This window comes from Geobacillus sp. JS12, from assembly GCF_001592395.1.
In the GTDB taxonomy this organism is placed as follows: domain Bacteria; phylum Bacillota; class Bacilli; order Bacillales; family Anoxybacillaceae; genus Geobacillus; species Geobacillus zalihae.
On record NZ_CP014749.1, the window covers coordinates 343,663 to 361,447 of the forward strand.

Sequence of the window (17,785 nt, forward strand, 5' to 3'; positions counted from 1 at the left end):
GAATCGCTCAAGCACCAAATCAAGTAGGACGGTTGGGTTTCATAAGGTAGCCAATCAAGTGTGTGCTATGTTCTAAAAATATTCATGGAGGCGGGGGAGAGGATGAGGAAACGATTTTTTTTCATACTAGTCGCCATGATGGTGATGATCATGCCGTTTTCGTCCAATCATATTCATAAAGCAGCGGCTGATTCGTATAATTATTTAATTAACGGGGGATTTGAATCGGATTTTTGGGATGATGGGTCATGGACAGTCACTACGCAGGATTGGAATTCTGTTGATCTACAGCGTTTTTCTTATACAAATGATGCATGGATCGTTCCGAGTGAGGGAGATAGCGCCTTTAAATACTGGGTCCGCGATATAGCGAACGGAAATCAAACATTTACATTGAAGCAAACGATCGGACAGCTGCCGCCAGGGAGTTATGAACTTTCTGTTCAATCAATGGGAGGAGCAGGAGACGAAGCGGGTCATATTCAATTGTTCGCAGGCGATCAGATGGCGGAGGCTGTTGTTACAAAAGGATATAATTCTTGGGAGACGGTTAAATTGGAATTCACACTGGAAGAAGAAGCGTTGAACTTTGAAGTCGGTGCAATAGTTACTGGGAAACCGAACGCTTGGGGCTATATGGATTATTTTCAGTAGATATCGCTGAACAGTGCGGGAGGCCGAGAGGGGCCAAAGCCTGTTCCGGCTGATATTTTCGTAAAAAGGGTAGATGGCCTAAGCAAAGGGTTCGTTAAAGGAGTTGATGTTTCGAGTATTATCGCACTTGAGAACAGCGGAGTGAAATTTTACAACGCGGCTGGTAAGAAGCAAGATATTTTTAAAACGCTAAAAGAAGCCGGGATCAATTATGTACGGGTGCGCGTATGGAACGATCCTTATGATGCGAAAGGGCATGGGTATGGAGGCGGGAATAACGATTTGGAAAAAGCCATTGAGATTGGAAAGCGAGCTACGGCCAATGGGATGAGGGTGCTAGTGGACTTCCACTATTCCGATTTTTGGGCCGACCCTGCCAAACAACGTCCTCCCAAAGCATGGGCAAATCTCAATTTTGAAGCAAAAAAGAAAGCTTTATACCGATTCACGAAGGAAAGTTTAAAAGCAATGTTGAAAGAAAAAATTCAAGTCGGAATGGTTCAAATCGGAAATGAAACAAATGGAGCGTTTGTCGGGGAAACGGATTGGGCGAAAATATGTGAATTGATGAATGCAGGAAGCAGTGCAGTAAGGGAGATGAATCGGAATATACTGGTTGCGCTTCATTTTACGAATCCCGAAACTCCAGGCAGATATGCATCCATAGCGAAAATGCTTGCTGAACATAAAGTGGATTACGATGTGTTCGCTAGCTCCTATTACCCGTTTTGGCATGGTACTTTAGCCAATTTAACGTCTGTGTTGAAACATGTAGCCAATACGTATCATAAAAAGGTGATGGTGGCAGAAACATCGTATCCATATACGAAAAAAGATGGAGACGGCCATGAAAATACAACTCCAAAGAGTTCTGGACAAATACTGAACTATCCGATTACTGTCCAAGGGCAAGCGAACTCGATTCGAGATGTGATTCAGGCGGTGGCGGCTGTAGGCAAACGGGGGATCGGGGTGTTTTACTGGGAACCTGCATGGATTCCTGTTGGCCCTCCTGAACGTCTCAAGCAAAATGAGAAAAAATGGGAAAAATATGGATCTGGTTGGGCGTCTAGTTTTGCTGCTGAATATGATCCTGATGCGGCGATATGGCATGGGGGAAGTGCTGTAGATAATCAAGCGCTGTTTGATTTTAATGGTCGACCTTTACCATCATTATATGTGTTTAAATATGTAAACACAGGAGCTGTAGCTCCTTTGAAAATCGATGAAATCAAAGACATATATATTCGCGCTATAGTTGGTGAACCGGTTGAGTTGCCTGATACGGTAACAGCTACTTATAATGATGGGAGCCAACGCTCTGTTTCTGTGAAATGGGATCAGGACGAGTTGGATCAAGCGCTGAGAATTGGCATCGGAACACATGTGATTCAAGGTATAGTGGAGGGTGGAGAGACGGTAAAAGCCTATCTTGACATTACACCGAAAAACTATGTAGTGAATCCGAGCTTCGAGGATCAAGATAGAACGATGTGGACCATCATTTATCGAAACGGCACCTCTCCACATACGGATTATTTGGAGAAAGCTGCGGATGCGAAATCGGGAAACTATTCCCTTCACTTCTATTCGAGTGAGGCTGTTGATTTCCAAGTAGAACAGACGATCACGGGATTGGAGCCGGGATATTATGATTTATCGATGTTTTTGCAAGGAGGAGATGCCTCCGATGCAGAAATATACTTGTATGCGAAAACAGGAGGTAAAGAGTATCGGGCAGCTGCCGCGGTGAATGGTTGGTTGAATTGGAGTCATCCTGAGATTCATGATATTTATATTGGTGATGGAACTGTGACGATCGGAGTGAGCATCAAGGCAAACGGCGGCGCTTGGGGAACGCTGGATGATTTTCAATTATATCGAAATAAATGACGAACTTGTAAAACCGGGCGGAAGCAGCCCGGTTTTGCAGTTGAGTCAATCATATCCTTGCCTAAATGATCGAAAGTATAAGCGATTTACTTCGCCTTGTGCAACATGCGAATGACAAAGCTTGCAAGCAAAATGAGGATAACGGAACCGATCAGCGCGGGGATGATGTCAAATCCGCCGATGGTCGGCCCCAATTGCCTAACAGCTTCGTTCCAAGCCAAGCGCCGATAAACCCAGCAATAATGTTGCCAATGATTCCTCCTGGAATGTCTCGACCTGTAAGAAGCCCTCCCAGCCAACCGATGATGCCCCAACAATTAAGCTCCATAAAAAGGACATGGATGATTCCCCTTAAAGAATGATGAAGATTCCTTCCGTATTGATATTGTATGTCAAAAGGATTGATATTTATGCACATATAAAGGTGTTACTCACATTTCGCACCCTCCCGACGAAAATCGGGAGGATTTTTTGTTCCGATGTCGAATGAATCCTTGACACACAAGGAATGTAAAGGAGTTTTTCTCTCATGAATGTGAAAGTCAAAGGGGTCTATCGTAATGATTATTTGAATATAATAAGTGTTCTAGTCAAAAAGCTGGACATCCCCGCTTGATTGACCATCTTGTACCCGTCGATCCACAGTGCCAAACACGAGTCAGCGATGCCGTTCAGGCCATCCTTTACAATCTATTTGACGGCCGGCAAGCCCTGGTTCACTTAGAACGATGGGCTCAGGAGATCGATTTAGAGAAACTCATCCGTCCCGGTCTCCAACCTTCCTGGTTGAACGACGATGCCTTGGCTCGTCATCTCGATCGCTTGTATGAGGCCGATATTCACAAGGTCATCAGCACTTGCTTGATTCATATTTATCGCAAAGAAGGCCTTTCCCTCCGAGTCTTTCATGCCGATACGACGGACAAGACGGTTTACGGAGCCTATGAATCGGCCTCGTTGGAGGCTCTGCAGATCACACATGGCTACAACCGCCATCATCGTTGGCAAAAACAGATCGGCTTTGGACTGGTCGGCAACGAGGACGGCATCCCGTTTTACGGCGATGTGCACGACGGCAATCGATCGGATAAGGCGTGGAATCCTGAGGTGCTGTCGCGGATCCACGAACAGTTCAAACAAGCCAAGATCGACGATGAGTGGATTTACGTGGCCGATTCCGCCGCGATGACAAAAGACACCTTGGCGCAGACCAAAGCCGCCCGTGCCTTTTTGATCACCAGAGGCCCTTCATCGCTCCGGATCGTGAAACAGGCGCTCGCGGAGGCCGATTCGCCTCACATCCCGTGGAGCAAACCCTTTACCCTAGCGGAGAGAAACGGCGCTACGTATCGGGTATGGGAAACGGCCTCGACCTATGAAGGCCACTCGGTTCGGCTGATCGTCGTCGAATCGAGCGCCCTCGACCAGCGCAAAGGAAAGACGCTCGAAAAAGAACGAACCAAAGAAGCGGAGCTTCTTTGTGAGGAACAAGTCCGTTGGGAGCGCCACCCTTCTCCTGCCGCGAAGACGCCGAACAAGCCTTGACGTCCCTCAAGGCGTCCCTTCGCCCTCGGTTTCATCGAGTGGAGGCCGCGGTCGAAGAGATCGTGCGTCCGAAAAAACGGCGCGGACGGCCGAAAAAAGGGGCGGAGCCCGAGACGGAGACGCTGTACACCCTTCGCCTAAACGTCGAATTCGACCAACCGGCATGGGAACAGGCAAGACGGAAAGCGTCCCGGTTTGTCCTCGTCACGACCGTTCCGAAGGAATGGAAGGGCCAACCCATGGATGCCCAAGAGATCCTAAAGCTGTATAAAGGGCAAATCTCGGTGGAAATGAACTTCGCGTTTTTGAAAGATCCGTTTTTCACCGATGAGATTTACGTCAAAAAACCGGAACGGGTCGCCGTATTGGGCTATTTGTTTCTGTTGGCCCTAGCGATTTACCGCGTTTTTCAGCGCCGGGTGCGCCAGTTCATCACACCCGAACGTCCGTTAAAGGGTGCGGGAGGCCGCAAGTTGACACGGCCAACGGGACAGGCGATTTTTCAGCTGTTTCAATATGTGAACGTCATCCTGCTGGAGCTGCCAGACGGGCGCATCCAACGCGCACTCGATCGCCCCTCAACCCGGACCAGCGAAGGATTCTGCAGGGATTGGGCATGGATGAGAGCATCTACGTGTAACGTGATACGGAACGACCAGCGATGGTAAAAAAAGGATTGCCATCGCTCGTTGTGTTGGCCAAAAAGTTATTCTGAAAAACTAAATAAAAAATCCTTCGTTTTGACCTTGTTAGGGTGCGAAATGTGAGGTGTTATGTAAGAGGGGGCTATTCTGCTTTTGGAGAATTGTCCCATAAATGGTCATTTTCTCTTCCGCCCTCGTGCGCGGCCGGGCAGGGGGGATTTGATCGGGATCAAAGAAGCCGAGATGCAAAAAGCCGACAATTTTTTCCCCCGGTTGGACGCCGAGCCGTTCCCGCACTTTTGGATCATAAATGTGCGGATTGGTTTTCCACACAACCCCAAGCTGACGTTCCCAAGCGAGCAGTTGGAAGTTTTGGATGAGTGCGCTCACGGCCGCGAAGTTTTCTTCCCATTGTTTTTGGCGCGGATCTTCTCTCATGATGACGATAAGAAAGGCCTTGGCTTGTTCGAGGCGGCGGCGGGTTTTTTCTTGTTCTTCTCCAGAAAATGCTGATGCAACGGTCTCGATAAAATGTTCTTTCTGCGTTGCGGGGACAAATAGAAATCGCCACGGTTCGCGAAGGCCGTGGTTGGGCGCCCAAACGGCCTCATTCAGCAGTTCGGTGATGAGCTCAACGGGAACGGGATCGGGTTTGTATCCTTTTTTGATGGAGCGCCGCTCACGAATCGTTTTCGCAATGCCTGCGTATTGTGCTGTTTCGGGAAACGATGGATTCATGGAAGATGTCCTCCCCTTTTTATTGATAATAATTATCATCATCACAATCATTATACATGATTTTCTGTTCAAATTCCATGTATTTGGTCGAAACAGCGCTGTTGTGCGGTGAGGAAAAACAGTGTTCTCTGAAAGAGGTTCTACATTAACATGAAAACCGCGTTTGACTTGCAGTCAAGCGCGGTTTTCGGATGAAGGAAAACTAGCGAATGGATTCAAGTTGCTTGGCAAGATGGTGGAGTTTCTTCTCATGCTGGATGGTTTTGGACGCGAGGAAATGGACGGTTTCTTGCGTTTCGGTCAGCTCCACGCGCAAGCCAGCGAATTTTTGTTCGAGTCGGTCGAACCGCTCGTTCACCTCGGCACGAAATTGCTGCATCTCCGCTCTCAACTGGTTGGCTGTTTCTTGCATTTCCGCTCTCAACTGGTTGGCTGTTTCTTGCATTTCCGCTCTCAACTGGTTGGCTGTTTCTTGCATTTCCGCTCTCAACTGGTTGGCTGTTTCTTGCATTTCCGCTCTCAACTGGTTGGCCGTTTCTTGGATTTCGGCTCTCAACTGGTTGGCGGTGTCTTGGATTTCGGCTCTCAGCTGGCTTCCCATTTCGTCAATTTGGGCGCGGATGTCGCGGGAAAATATTTTCAGCGCCTCGACCACTTCTTTCACCACCGTGTCGCGTTCCATGCTTGTTCACCTCCTCTTTTTTGATTATACAATGTGAACCAGGGAAAGAAAACGGCTTTTTGAACAAGCGTTTTCTCCGTTTTCATTTGATTGATCGTTGGTTTGAGCTGCGGCGTCGTGGGTGAGAAAGTTCATGTCAATATAGTGGCGTTTTGGGGAACGGGTGGATCTGCCTCTTCGTTAATCAAAGTATTTGTTTCTCGTTTACCACTTTTAGAAGGCGGGTGATTTAGTGAAAAATCGTGGGAAACGGAATCTCTTCTCAAATTGAGAAGTCCTGTAAAATCAACTCTTCTCTTTCGACCGAAAACAATGGGTTCAGCGAAATCGGTCGTATTTCACCAGCCTCTTAGGGATTTATGATAAGTAATTACTTATTATAAAAATAATAAACTTTTATTTTACTTATTGAAAGAAGGGACATATGATAAAAACAGTTATGTGATACTAATAGGGGGGATTAGAGTGCAGAAGCGAAAGATGGCTGATTGGCCATATTGGACTGCCCATGAACAAGGGAAACGTTTTTGGTTGGGGGGAGTGGCCTTTACGTTTTTGACGGCCGCTGTTGGAATGTCATTGGCCTTCCTGCCGGGATTCGATCGTGTCGGTCCGCTCGCTTGCGCCATTTTGCTTGCTGTGGTGTATCGGCAGCTGTTTGGCTATCCAGAAGCGCTGCGACCAGGCATCCAGTTTGTTTCGAAATATTTGTTGCGATTGGCCATCATATTATTTGGTCTAAAGCTGAATGTGAATGTTTTGATTCATCAAGGATGGGGGCTTGTCATTCGCGATGCGGCGGTCATTGTGTTTGCCATTTTCATGACGATTTGGGTTGGAAACATGTTGAAAGCAAGTCCTTCTTTATCCTTATTGCTGGGCATTGGAACAGGGGTATGCGGGGCGGCCGCGATTGCCGCCGTTTCTCCCATTTTAAAATCGAACGACGAGGAAACGGCCATCTCAGTTGGAATGATTGCACTTGTCGGCACGGTGTTCTCGATCGCGTATACACTGATTCGTCCTGTTTTGCCCATTTCATCTTTCCATTACGGCATTTGGAGTGGGATGAGCTTGCATGAAATTGCCCACGTCGCGTTAGCGGGCGCTCCAGCTGGGCAGGATGCATTAGCTATGGCGTTGCTGGCAAAGTTGGGAAGAGTACTTTGGCTTGTGCCGCTCAGTTTTGTTCTCATTTATTGGAGAAGAAAAAAAGACGATGGACAGGAGGAGGGAGACACAAAAGTAGAATTTCCTTGGTTTTTGCTTGGATTTATCATGATGAGTTTGCTTGGCAGTTATGTGCTTGGAAACGCCATTCCTGTTTCTCAAAACGTCTTACGCTACATCTCTTCCTTCACTTCATTTCTTTTGACGGCGGCAATGGTCGGCCTTGGATTGAATGTGGATTTGCGAAAATGGCGGACAAACGGATGGCGTCCTCTTCTTGCCATGTGCATGGTGTCTCTTTTTTTGTCTTTTTTCTCTTTTTTTATCGCTTAACGTTCAAGGAAAAAGACGGCCCGCAAATGCTGCCGGGCGTCTTTTTATTAGGGAGATGGGGAGTGTGGTGAATGGATGATGGAAGGTTGGTGAGTACGTACAATGGTTAAAAACACCTCCATGGCTTTTGTAGAAAATGGCGTTTTTGGTGTCACGAGAGAAAAGTGGCGAAAAAATGGTTCATCATCGATCGGAATGATTGTTAACGTGCCAAATGAAAGTTCTTTTTTGATCGTCCAGAGAGAGAGGAAGGTCAACCCCAAACCCGCCTCTACCGCTTCTTTAATAAGCTGTGTACTGCCAAATTCCATAATGGAGGACGGAGTGAAGCGGTGTTTATGAAAAAATTCGTCCGTTGCTTTCCTTGTTCCCGAGCCTGGCTCCCGAATAATCCATGTGGCGGTGCGGAGGTCTTCCATCTGCACTGCCTTTTTTTGAGCATACGGGTGATGAACAGAAGCAACGACAACCATTTGATCTTTGGCAAATGGTTCAATATATACATTTTTTGGTTCGATATCCATTTCGATGATCCCTACATCCAGTTGATGGCTGCTTACCATTTCGACAATTTCATTCGAGTTCCCGATGGTGATCGTTGGTTTGATTAGTGGATAGTGTTGATGCAATTTTGCGATCATCTGTGGAAGAACATACTCGCCATACGTGTAGCTGGCCCCAATAGACAGCTCCCCGCTGGCTCGATTCATGAAATCATCCAGCAGTTGATTCATGCGTGTATACAGTCCGAGTATTTCTTTCGCATAGTGATACACAATTTCACCGGCTTTATTCAATTTGACGTACTTGTTTGTCCTGTCCAGAAGTTTCGTATTGAATAATCGCTCTAGCGTTTGGATATGCTGGCTGACAGCAGGCTGTGTCATATGCAGTTCTTCAGCTGCTTTTGTAAAGTTGCCCTTTTCCACGACTTTGACGAATACATGCAACAACTGATCCAAGGTTGTCCCTCCAAACTTTGTTTGAATATACGCTTAGTTTATCATGGGTTTCGGTTAACGCCAATCCATTCATCTCTTGTTTTTCGGTGATTCAAGGAAAAGATCCATGGGCAGCTTTTTCCATTCGCCCGGGTATGAAAATCCCCTGTTCTCCCGCAACGAGACGTTCCACCGACTACAACTGAAAGGCAGACAAGTTATACGGAGAGGGCTATCAAGTCGTGATCCAAATGAATTCGTCACAGATTCAGGTTTTTCGTATTTCACCTAAATTTCATCTTCCTCCAGTAAAGTAATAAATCGATCACATTCTTGACATGATGCAGCAGGTCATTTCGATGTAGGGGGGAAGCAGATTGAGAAAGAATTATGTGAAAATGGTGCTCGACTTGTCCATGGCGATTACGTTTGTGTTGTTAATGAATCCAAGGGTGTTCAACGGGTTGCCGTTTCATGAAATGGCCGGTTTAGTAATAGCAGTAGCTATTCTTATTCATATCGGGTTGAATTATCGCTGGGTGATCAACACGACGAAAAAAATTTTTGCTCTAGAACTCCCGCGAAAAACACGGTTCAGTTTTTTATTAAACATCTTGTTGCTTATTTCGATGACAACGGTCATTGTATCCGGAATTTTGATTTCGCGAGTCGTTTTTCCGAATTTTTCCATCGAAGGCAACCACTTTGTTCGCGGGATTCACGACCTTTCCGCCAATATGACGCTCGCATTAGTAGGTCTTCATATTGGCGTACATTGGCAATGGATTATGAGTACTTGTAAAAAGGCGTTTAAATCGAAAGAAGGAAAATGGAGAAAGGGCGTTATTGCCTCTGCTGTGCTGTCGCTTGCTGTCTTAGCCGGTGGAATGTATTGGATTTCATTAAACGTCAAGCCCAGCGAAGGGGATTTCAAACCGAAATTTACTGAACAAAACGCCCCATCATTTGATGAAAAAACGGCTGGAACAATGCCAACGCCGCCGGACGGAGAGATACGGGACGGAAAATTCCGTAAAGAACGGGGAAGCAACAACCCGCTACTCGCCCTATTTACCTACTTTGTCATTTGGGCCGCGATCATCATCCCTACTTACTATCTTGAAAAACGAATGTTGAAAAATAAACGTGCAAAGGATGCGAGTGTGTAAACTTGCTATTGTTAGGCTAGCAAAGTTATTTTTGGTAAACTAATGAGGAGGGGGAGCACTGGGGAGGTGCTCTTCTTGTTTATTATGTGCCTATAGAGAAGGAGGAATAAACCGATGAATAAAAAGTTTCCAGAAGGCTTTTTATGGGGAGGAGCGACGGCGGCCAACCAGATCGAAGGAGGATTTGGCGAAGGAAACAAAGGGGTAAGCATTGCCGATGTGCTTCCGGGAGGAAAGATGAGGCAACAACTGCTTAGGGAAAAAGGGTTGCAGTTTGCCATTGATAAGGAGAAATACACATACCCGAACCATGAAGCGATCGACTTTTACCACCGGTATAAAGAGGATATAGCCCTGTTTGCTGAGATGGGATTTAAAGCGTTCCGCCTATCGATCGCCTGGACGCGCATCTTCCCGAACGGCACCGAGCTTGAGCCAAATGAAGAAGGGCTTGCCTTCTATGATCGGGTGTTCGATGAGTTACATAAATACGGGATTGAGCCGGTGGTGACGATTTCCCATTATGAAATGCCGCTCCATTTGGCCAAAGAATACGGTGGCTGGCGGAGCCGCGAACTGGTAACGTTGTTTGAACGTTACGCCAAGGTGATTTTCCAGCGTTATAAAGATAAAGTGAAATATTGGCTGACGTTTAACGAAATAAACGGTGCGCTCCATTTTCCGCTTATGAGCATGGGATTTGTGCCGGAAAGCGAAGAGACGAAATATCAAGAGTTGTTTCAAGCGTTCCATCATCAATTTGTCGCCAGCAGCCTGGCGGTGAAGGCGTGCCGCGAGATCATTCCGGACGCAAAAATCGGCTGCATGATTCTCGCCGCCCCCGTGTACCCGTACGACTGCAATCCAGAAAACGTCATGCATGCACTTGAAGAGGAGCGGCTGTTGAATTTCTTTTGCGCCGACGTTCAAGTGCGCGGCGAGTATCCATCCTTTATGAAACGCGTGTTCGACGAGCGCGGGGTGAAACTCGATATTCGCGACGGGGATTTGGAACTGATCAAGAAGCATACGGTCGACTATATTGGTTTAAGCTACTATATGTCCGTCACTCAGAAAAAAGACAAGATGGATGATGAGCTCATCCCCGGCAGCGTATTTGATGGGGTGAAAAATCCGTTCCTTAAAGCGAGCGATTGGGGCTGGGAGATCGACCCTATAGGGCTGCGCATCATTTTAAACCGGTTGTACGATCGGTATCGCGTACCGCTTTTTATTGTGGAAAACGGGCTTGGGGCGCATGACAAAGTGGAAGAAGACGGCTCGATTCACGACGATTACCGCATTGACTATTTGCGCCGTCATATTGAAGCAGCGCGTGAAGCGATCGCCGATGGCGTCGAATTGATTGGCTATCTCGTATGGGGCTGCATTGACCTCGTGAGCGCCTCCACCGGCGAGTTTTCAAAACGGTACGGGTTGATTTACGTCGATAAACACGATGACGGCAGCGGCACGCTCGAGCGGAGAAAGAAAAAGTCGTTTGATTGGTATCAAAACGTCATCGCGACGAACGGGGAACAATTGTAATGGAGACGGTGCATTGTTCCTTGGAAAATGCAACGGAGCGAGTGGCAAGGGAATAAATGGATACGCTATGGATGAAGTCGATCATCAACCCGATTTGAAGGAGGGACAAACAATGAACATCGTTGCCCTTGTCGGCAGCTTGCGGAACGAATCGTATAACCGGAAACTGGCAGAGTGGATCAAGGAGCGGTACAAAGACAAATTCCAATTGGACATGGCCGATATCGGCGCTCTGCCGCATTACAATCAAGACGATGAGCTCGATCCACCGGATGTCGTGGCGGTGTTCAAGCGGCAAGTGGCGGATGCAGACGGCGTTTTGATCGTGACGCCGGAGTACAACTGGTCCGTTCCCGGCGTGTTGAAAAATGCGTTAGACTGGCTGTCGCGTGTGGACAAAGTGTTGGTCAATAAACCCGTGATGATTGTCGGAGTATCGACAGGGATGATGGGAACGATCCGTGCCCAGCTTCATTTGCGTCAAATCTTGCAAAGCCCGGGGCTAACGGCGAAAGTGTTGCCGCCGGCCGGGAACGAGGTATTGATTAATTTTGTGAACCAAAAGTTCGATGAATCGGGGCAATTGACGGACGCAGCAACGATCCAATTGTTGGATCAGGTGATCGGACGGTTTGTTCAATGGATTGCTCAAAGCGGACGGTGAGCGCCGTTCGCTTTTTCTTTCGGTAGGCAATGAGTCCGAGTCAGCTGAACAATTGGCTTGATGATGGTGAGCATGATTTGTATTAAGGAGCTTCTGTTGTGTTTTATACCCATTACCGGTATAATGTAATGAAAAGAGGTGATGTTTGATGAACCATTATGAAGATCATCATGTGGATAAAAAAATGGTTCCACGGACGGAACAGGAAATCGAGCGCATCATCAAGCGCTTGAAGCGCATTGAAGGGCAAGTGCGCGGTGTGCAAAAAATGGTGGAGGACAATCGGTATTGCATCGATATTTTAGTGCAAATTTCCGCGATCAGAGCGGCGTTGAACCAAGTCGGGCTGCAGCTGCTTGAACGCCACGTGAGCCATTGCGTGGCGAAAGCGATCCGTGAAGGGAGCGGAGACGAATCGATTCGCGAATTGATGGATGTGATGAAACAATTTTCGAAGTAAGGGGGGGAAACGGGAAATGGGAGAGCCGAAAACCGTGACGCTGAAGGTGACCGGCATGACATGCGCCGCGTGCGCCAATCGGATTGAGAAAGTATTAAATAAGATGGATGGCGTCAAAGCCTATGTCAATTTGGCCATGGAAAAAGCAACGATTCAATACGATCCATCAAAACAAACGATCGCCGATATCGAAACGAAAATTGAGAATTTGGGGTATGGCGTTGCGACGGAAAAAGTGACGCTTGATATTGAAGGAATGACATGTGCGGCCTGTGCGACGCGGATTGAAAAAGGGTTAAATCGGATGGAAGGTGTGACAAGCGCTGCTGTCAACTTGGCGACAAACAGCGCGGTGGTTGAATACAAGGAGGGTGTTGCATCTGTCGAAGACATTTTAGAGAAAATCAAAAAGCTTGGGTATAAGGGGCAAATTCGAAACGAAGAACAAGACGATGCTGGCCGGAAAGAAGAGCAGTTGAAACAGAAGCAGCGGCGACTCGCCATTTCGATCCTCTTATCGTTGCCGCTGCTTTATACGATGCTGGCTCATATGCCGTTTGCTATTGGCTTGCCGATGCCGCAGCTCTTGATGAATCCGTGGTTTCAGCTTCTTTTCGCTACACCTGTTCAGTTCTACATCGGCGGTCCTTTCTATGTCGGGGCGTACCGGGCGTTGCGAAACAAGAGCGCGAACATGGATGTCCTAGTGGCGCTTGGAACATCGGCCGCGTACGTTTACAGCTTGTACGAAGCTTTTCGGACACTTGGGAATCCTGACTATATGCCGAGACTGTATTTTGAAACAAGCGCCGTCTTGATTACGCTTGTGCTTGTCGGCAAATACGTTGAGGCTCTTGCGAAAGGGCGAACAACCGAAGCGATCTCGAAGCTAGTCAGCCTGCAGGCAAAGGAAGCTACTGTCATCCGTAATGGGGAAGAAAGAAAAGTTCCGCTCGAGGAAGTGGTGATCGGCGATACGATCCTTGTCAAGCCAGGAGAAAAAATCCCGGTGGACGGTACAGTCATCTCCGGCGCCTCTTCCGTAGACGAATCGATGATTACCGGTGAATCGATTCCGGTTGATAAGAAGGAAGGCGACTATGTGATCGGAGCGACCATTAATACAAATGGGGTGCTGACCATTCGAGCAGAAAAAGTAGGAAAAGATACAGCACTTGCCAATATCATTAAAATCGTCGAAGAGGCGCAAGGTTCGAAAGCTCCGATTCAGCGGATGGCGGATACCATTTCCGGTATTTTCGTACCGATTGTTGTCGGAATTGCGGTTGTTGCATTTATGATCTGGTACTTCTTTGCTGGGCCGGGTGATTTGGCGAAAGCGCTTGAGGCGGCCATCGCCGTTCTTGTCATCGCGTGCCCTTGTGCGCTCGGTTTGGCCACACCGACATCGATTATGGTCGGCACCGGCAAAGGGGCAGAACAGGGAATTCTCTTTAAAGGAGGTGAGTACCTAGAGAGAACGCATCAAATCAATGCCGTATTACTCGATAAAACAGGAACCGTGACAAAAGGAAAACCGGAAGTCACCGATGTGCTGGCCTTCCGCGAGGATATGCTCGATTATGCGGTTTCCGCCGAGAGCGCTTCGGAGCATCCGCTGGCTCATGCGATTGTTGAATACGGGAAGAAACAAGCGATTTCGATGAAGCCATTGGAGCACTTCTCCGCCATTACCGGCCACGGAATTGAAGCTGTCATTGACGGAAAAAGCATCCTTATTGGGACGCGAAAATTGATGAAGGAATGCTCTGTAGCGATTTCTGTGCATGAAGATAAAATGGTAGAGCTTGAAAAACAAGGGAAAACAGTGATGCTCGTTGCCATCGATGGACAGCTTGCCGGCATCATTGCTGTCGCGGATACGGTAAAAGAAAGCTCCAAAGAAGCCATTCAAACATTAAAACAAATGGGCATCGATGTCTATATGGCAACAGGGGACAATCAACGGACAGCGGAAGCGATCGCCAATGAAGTCGGCATTGAGCATGTGTACGCCGAGGTGCTTCCGGAAGACAAAGCGAACATCGTCGAGGAATTGCAAAAGCAAGGGAAACGAGTGGCGATGGTCGGTGATGGAATTAATGACGCTCCAGCTCTTGCGAAAGCGGATATTGGGATGGCGATTGGCACGGGAGTGGATGTCGCCATCGAGACCGCGGACGTGACCTTGGTCGGCGGCGATTTACGCCATATCCCGAAAGCCATTGAGTTGAGCCGCCAAACGATGAAAAACATTCGGCAAAATCTGTTCTGGGCGTTGTTTTATAATACGATTGGCATTCCGGTCGCCGCTTTCGGATTATTGGAACCATGGATCGCGGGGGCAGCGATGGCATTTAGCTCTGTATCCGTTGTGACCAACGCGCTTCGTTTGAAACGGGTGAAACTATAAACATTTAAGGAGGAATGGATGATGACGATTACATTACAAGTACAAGGAATGACATGCGGACATTGCAAAGCGGCGGTGACCAATGCCCTTCAAGCGTTGGATGGCGTCAGCCGTGTAGAAGTGCATTTGCAAGAAGGAACTGTCGATGTGGAGTATGATGAAACAAAGGTCAGCGTAGAAAAACTGAAAGAAGCGATTGAAGAGCAAGGATATGATGTGAAATAACATACGGAAGGTGCCCCGAAGTGATGACGGGGCACTTTTTTATCGCCTAAACGAGTTCTCGGCTGGGGAAAGTTTTTTCTCTTCTTGAAGAATATCGAGAAAGCGAGATGTTATAATGAAAATAACAGGCGCGGAAAAAAGGGGGGATTTATTTGCTATCGCAGCAAGACATCCTTAATGAAATGTCGAAATGTTTAGATTTATGGAAGAAAAAGTATGGTGTGAAGCGAATCGGGTTATTTGGCTCGTACAGTCGGGGGGAACAAAGGGAATCGAGTGACATTGATGTGTTGGTAGAATTTATGGATAATGCGTTGACGTTTGATCATTATATGGAGTTGAAACTGAGTTTGGAAGATCATTTTCAAAAACCAGTGGATTTAGTGATTGTAGATGATATCAAACCAGAATTAAAGCCGATTATTTTAAGGAGTGTTAAGTATGCAGAGGGATCCTAGCGTCTTTTTGCAAGATATTTTGGCTGCTGCAGAGAAAATTGAGAAGTACACCCAAGGGCTTTCTTATGATGACTTTTTAGATAATGATTTAGTATCAGACGCAGTCATTAAAAACATATTAGTGATTGGAGAAGCAGTGAAAAACATTCCAGACGAAATCAGGCAAGCATCCCCATATATTGAATGGAGAAAGATGGCTGGCATGAGGGATATGCTGATCCACAGTTATTTCTCCATTAATTATCGAATTGTGTGGGATGTCGTTCGAAATAAGATTCCTGTATTAAAACAGCAAGTTGAACGATTGCTAAATGAAAGTTAGACTTCAATTCAAACCGTATGCGCCGTTTGGGGATAGCTCGTTATTCAAAAAAGGGGGTGGCCTAGAAGGACGGTGAAAAACGGCTGCCACGAGCAAATCAGCGGCATTTCACCAAAAAAAGAAGGCTGATTTCGCAAAGTTTCTCTAATTGAGAAAAAGATGGAATAGCGGTATTTTGTACTAAATCACCGGCCCTCTAGAAGGCCGGTGATTTAGTGAAAAGTCGCGAAAAACGAACTCTTCTCAAATTGAGAAGATCTGTAAACTCAACGACTCTCTTTCACCCAAAAGAAACGGATTCGGCGAAATCGGTCGTTTTTCACCAGTCCTAAAAGTCAGCGTAGAAAAACTGAAAGAAGCGATTGAAGAGCAAGGGTATGATGTGAAGAAAGGGAGAACGGTTGGACAGCAGCCCCGCTTTTTCCGTTAATCGTGAAAATATCGTACATATTCATATTATGTCCCATGCTGCTCATATCCATTTGTTGGCCATCGGAACTATTTCCATGTCCCATATGGCTATGGTTCATGCTGCTCATATTCATGTCCATATGGCTTTCGGCGTCCGGGTCGCTCATCCATTCATCGAATACAAGCGTGTAATCTCGATCGACTTTTTCTTCATTTTTCGGCTCTACGATTAATGTTCCGTACAGTCCTTTGTCCACTTGTTCGGCGCTTTTTTGATGGGAATGATACCAATACGTTCCCGGCACGGTTGCGGTAAATTCAAAAAAGGCAAGCGATTCGGATTCGCCGATGCCTAACGGCGATACGTAATCGCCTGCCGTCCCATTTGAACCCAAGCGTCGATAAAGTCTTGTTTCGGCGCTTTTTGGTTTTTGACAGCGGTCAATGGATCATTGAAATAAATGTACTGCTCATCGTATCCCGTAATGAGCACCGCGTGTTCCCGGTACGTGATTTTGATCGGGCCTTGCGGGGTTTGCCATTCCCGAAAGGCAGAGGGAGGAAGAGGACGAAAGGTGGTGTTGGTGATCACCCAAACCGGTGCGCCTTTGGCCAAGTATGTATAGATGTTCTCAAACGATTGCCCTGTTAAGTCGATGATTTGGTTCGGCAAGTACCGCTCAGCCAACTGCTTGATCGGCTTATGGTACACGCCGTATCCAGGCTTCGATAACGTATACATATCGCCGACAAACCCTTCATTTGGGTGGCCGTAAAACACTTGGCCATTCCGCACTTGATACGGAGTAGGGTTTTTCTTGATTTGTTTCGCCAACGTCATCTTATCGACGCGAATGCCGGCATGATTCAAGAGCATGGCCAAGCTGGTTACTTCGCATCCCCTCGGCAGTTCCGGAAGCTGAGACAAAAGAGGGGCGTCAATCAGGACGGATGTCCTTAGCGCTTGTTTCTTTGAAGAGGCAGCTGATCGATTCGCCTCCTTTGCTTGATTGCTGGGGGACGGATTGGTTTCTCTGCTGTTTCTGTTCTGTATGAAGGCTTTGATGGCATCGCCTGTCTGGGCCGAACTTGCATAATAGGATAATGAGGCGGCCAATAGCAAGAAACAGGAAATATACAATCCGAGCGACAGTTGATCCATCCTCCCGTTCAGAGGTCTTCTCAAGAGAACAAAACAAAGGGAAACGATGAGAAAAGTCAAAAAAAGGATAAGCGCTAACAAGCCATTCTCAACTCCTTTGTAACACGTGTGTGTTTTTATCGTAACAGATCGATGTGCAAAAATGGTGAAATTCACACTTTCTCCATACTTTATCGTTAATATTATGAGGAACTGAACATCTTGCCGGCAGTTTTCCTGAAAAAATGGAAACAGATTGTTTTTGAAACTTGATGTTGTGTACGATAGAATGAAAGTGTCTTTGTATAAATCATTTTAGTTTCAAACAAAAAGGTTTTTGGTGTTGTTTTTGGATTCTTCTTAGCAAAGTGGAG

13 protein-coding genes and 4 pseudogenes are annotated in these 17,785 nt (G+C 46.9%); 11 read left to right on the forward strand and 6 right to left on the reverse strand.

Going from position 1 to position 17,785, the window contains the following annotated elements; genetic code table 11:
* Positions 1–102: 102 nt before the first annotated feature.
* A pseudogene (locus A0V43_RS20840) lies at positions 103–2,547 on the forward strand (glycosyl hydrolase 53 family protein).
* 86 nt (positions 2,548–2,633) lie between these two features.
* Here the strand turns inward: A0V43_RS20840 and A0V43_RS20125 are convergent.
* Positions 2,634–2,886 (reverse strand): annotated as a pseudogene (locus A0V43_RS20125) (GlsB/YeaQ/YmgE family stress response membrane protein).
* Between the two features lie 190 nt (positions 2,887–3,076).
* Here A0V43_RS20125 and A0V43_RS19950 point away from each other — a divergent pair.
* A pseudogene (locus A0V43_RS19950) lies at positions 3,077–4,732 on the forward strand (IS1634 family transposase).
* A gap of 109 nt (positions 4,733–4,841) precedes the next feature.
* Here the strand turns inward: A0V43_RS19950 and A0V43_RS01820 are convergent.
* Both A0V43_RS01820 and A0V43_RS01825 read right to left on the reverse strand, forming a co-directional pair.
* Positions 4,842–5,474, reverse strand: a complete 633-nt coding sequence (locus A0V43_RS01820) for a nitroreductase family protein (protein WP_128577956.1) — start codon at positions 5,472–5,474, stop codon at positions 4,842–4,844.
* A 202-nt stretch (positions 5,475–5,676) separates the two neighbouring features.
* On the reverse strand, positions 5,677–6,156 hold the full coding sequence (locus A0V43_RS01825; protein WP_063192236.1) for a gp58-like family protein: 480 nt from the start codon (positions 6,154–6,156) through the stop codon (positions 5,677–5,679).
* Between the two features lie 480 nt (positions 6,157–6,636).
* Between A0V43_RS01825 and A0V43_RS01830 the strand changes: the two genes are divergently transcribed.
* Positions 6,637–7,659, forward strand: coding sequence for a YeiH family protein (locus A0V43_RS01830; protein ID WP_063193777.1), 1,023 nt, complete (start codon positions 6,637–6,639; stop codon positions 7,657–7,659).
* Between the two features lie 47 nt (positions 7,660–7,706).
* On the opposite strand, the gene A0V43_RS01835 is transcribed toward A0V43_RS01830, so the two are convergent.
* Positions 7,707–8,621 carry a LysR family transcriptional regulator gene (locus tag A0V43_RS01835; protein ID WP_063192237.1) on the reverse strand — a complete coding sequence of 305 codons (915 nt, stop codon included), beginning with the start codon at positions 8,619–8,621 and terminating at the stop codon, positions 7,707–7,709.
* A gap of 377 nt (positions 8,622–8,998) precedes the next feature.
* Here A0V43_RS01835 and A0V43_RS01840 point away from each other — a divergent pair, with 377 nt between their 5' ends.
* The 8 genes from A0V43_RS01840 to A0V43_RS01875 all read left to right on the forward strand — a co-directional run bounded on the left by A0V43_RS01840 (position 8,999) and on the right by A0V43_RS01875 (position 15,859).
* Positions 8,999–9,769 (forward strand): DUF4405 domain-containing protein, encoded by a 771-nt coding sequence (locus A0V43_RS01840; protein ID WP_063193778.1) that lies wholly within the window; start codon positions 8,999–9,001, stop codon positions 9,767–9,769.
* 114 nt (positions 9,770–9,883) lie between these two features.
* Positions 9,884–11,317 carry a glycoside hydrolase family 1 protein gene (locus A0V43_RS01845; protein WP_063192238.1) on the forward strand — a complete coding sequence of 478 codons (1,434 nt, stop codon included), beginning with the start codon at positions 9,884–9,886 and terminating at the stop codon, positions 11,315–11,317.
* Between the two features lie 112 nt (positions 11,318–11,429).
* Positions 11,430–11,981 carry an NADPH-dependent FMN reductase gene (locus A0V43_RS01850; RefSeq protein ID WP_063192239.1) on the forward strand — a complete coding sequence of 184 codons (552 nt, stop codon included), beginning with the start codon at positions 11,430–11,432 and terminating at the stop codon, positions 11,979–11,981.
* A 148-nt stretch (positions 11,982–12,129) separates the two neighbouring features.
* A complete protein-coding gene (locus A0V43_RS01855; RefSeq protein ID WP_013523213.1) occupies positions 12,130–12,441 on the forward strand; it encodes a metal-sensing transcriptional repressor in 312 nt (103 codons plus the stop codon).
* A 16-nt stretch (positions 12,442–12,457) separates the two neighbouring features.
* Complete coding sequence (locus A0V43_RS01860; RefSeq protein ID WP_063192240.1) at positions 12,458–14,854, forward strand: heavy metal translocating P-type ATPase; 2,397 nt, start codon at positions 12,458–12,460, stop codon at positions 14,852–14,854.
* A gap of 21 nt (positions 14,855–14,875) precedes the next feature.
* Positions 14,876–15,079 (forward strand): copper chaperone CopZ, encoded by a 204-nt coding sequence (gene copZ / locus A0V43_RS01865; protein ID WP_011230404.1) that lies wholly within the window; start codon positions 14,876–14,878, stop codon positions 15,077–15,079.
* 152 nt (positions 15,080–15,231) lie between these two features.
* A complete protein-coding gene (locus A0V43_RS01870) occupies positions 15,232–15,537 on the forward strand; it encodes a nucleotidyltransferase family protein (RefSeq protein WP_442899705.1) in 306 nt (101 codons plus the stop codon).
* Positions 15,521–15,859, forward strand: coding sequence for a HepT-like ribonuclease domain-containing protein (locus tag A0V43_RS01875; protein WP_063192241.1), 339 nt, complete (start codon positions 15,521–15,523; stop codon positions 15,857–15,859). Before A0V43_RS01870 ends, A0V43_RS01875 begins: the two co-directional genes overlap by 17 nt.
* A gap of 362 nt (positions 15,860–16,221) precedes the next feature.
* Here A0V43_RS01875 and A0V43_RS01880 read toward each other — a convergent pair.
* Positions 16,222–16,662 (reverse strand): annotated as a pseudogene (locus tag A0V43_RS01880) (multicopper oxidase domain-containing protein); the annotation flags it as partial.
* Complete coding sequence (locus tag A0V43_RS01885; RefSeq protein ID WP_063192243.1) at positions 16,623–17,513, reverse strand: C39 family peptidase; 891 nt, start codon at positions 17,511–17,513, stop codon at positions 16,623–16,625. The pseudogene A0V43_RS01880 and the gene A0V43_RS01885, both read right to left, overlap by 40 nt.
* Between the last annotated feature and the right edge of the window lie 272 nt (positions 17,514–17,785).

What these genes read in the sequence shown, in the direction of transcription:
- A0V43_RS01825 (WP_063192236.1), bottom strand. Translation starts at nt 6,156, where the DNA reads ATGGAACGCGACACGGTGGTGAAAGAAGTGGTCGAGGCGCTGAAAATA.
- A0V43_RS01840 (WP_063193778.1), top strand. Translation starts at nt 8,999, where the DNA reads ATGGTGCTCGACTTGTCCATGGCGATTACGTTTGTGTTGTTAATGAAT.
- A0V43_RS01820 (WP_128577956.1), bottom strand. Translation starts at nt 5,474, where the DNA reads ATGAATCCATCGTTTCCCGAAACAGCACAATACGCAGGCATTGCGAAA.
- A0V43_RS01860 (WP_063192240.1), top strand. Translation starts at nt 12,458, where the DNA reads ATGGGAGAGCCGAAAACCGTGACGCTGAAGGTGACCGGCATGACATGC.
- A0V43_RS01875 (WP_063192241.1), top strand. Translation starts at nt 15,521, where the DNA reads ATGCAGAGGGATCCTAGCGTCTTTTTGCAAGATATTTTGGCTGCTGCA.
- A0V43_RS01845 (WP_063192238.1), top strand. Translation starts at nt 9,884, where the DNA reads ATGAATAAAAAGTTTCCAGAAGGCTTTTTATGGGGAGGAGCGACGGCG.
- A0V43_RS01850 (WP_063192239.1), top strand. Translation starts at nt 11,430, where the DNA reads ATGAACATCGTTGCCCTTGTCGGCAGCTTGCGGAACGAATCGTATAAC.
- copZ (WP_011230404.1), top strand. Translation starts at nt 14,876, where the DNA reads ATGACGATTACATTACAAGTACAAGGAATGACATGCGGACATTGCAAA.
- A0V43_RS01830 (WP_063193777.1), top strand. Translation starts at nt 6,637, where the DNA reads ATGGCTGATTGGCCATATTGGACTGCCCATGAACAAGGGAAACGTTTT.
- A0V43_RS01855 (WP_013523213.1), top strand. Translation starts at nt 12,130, where the DNA reads ATGAACCATTATGAAGATCATCATGTGGATAAAAAAATGGTTCCACGG.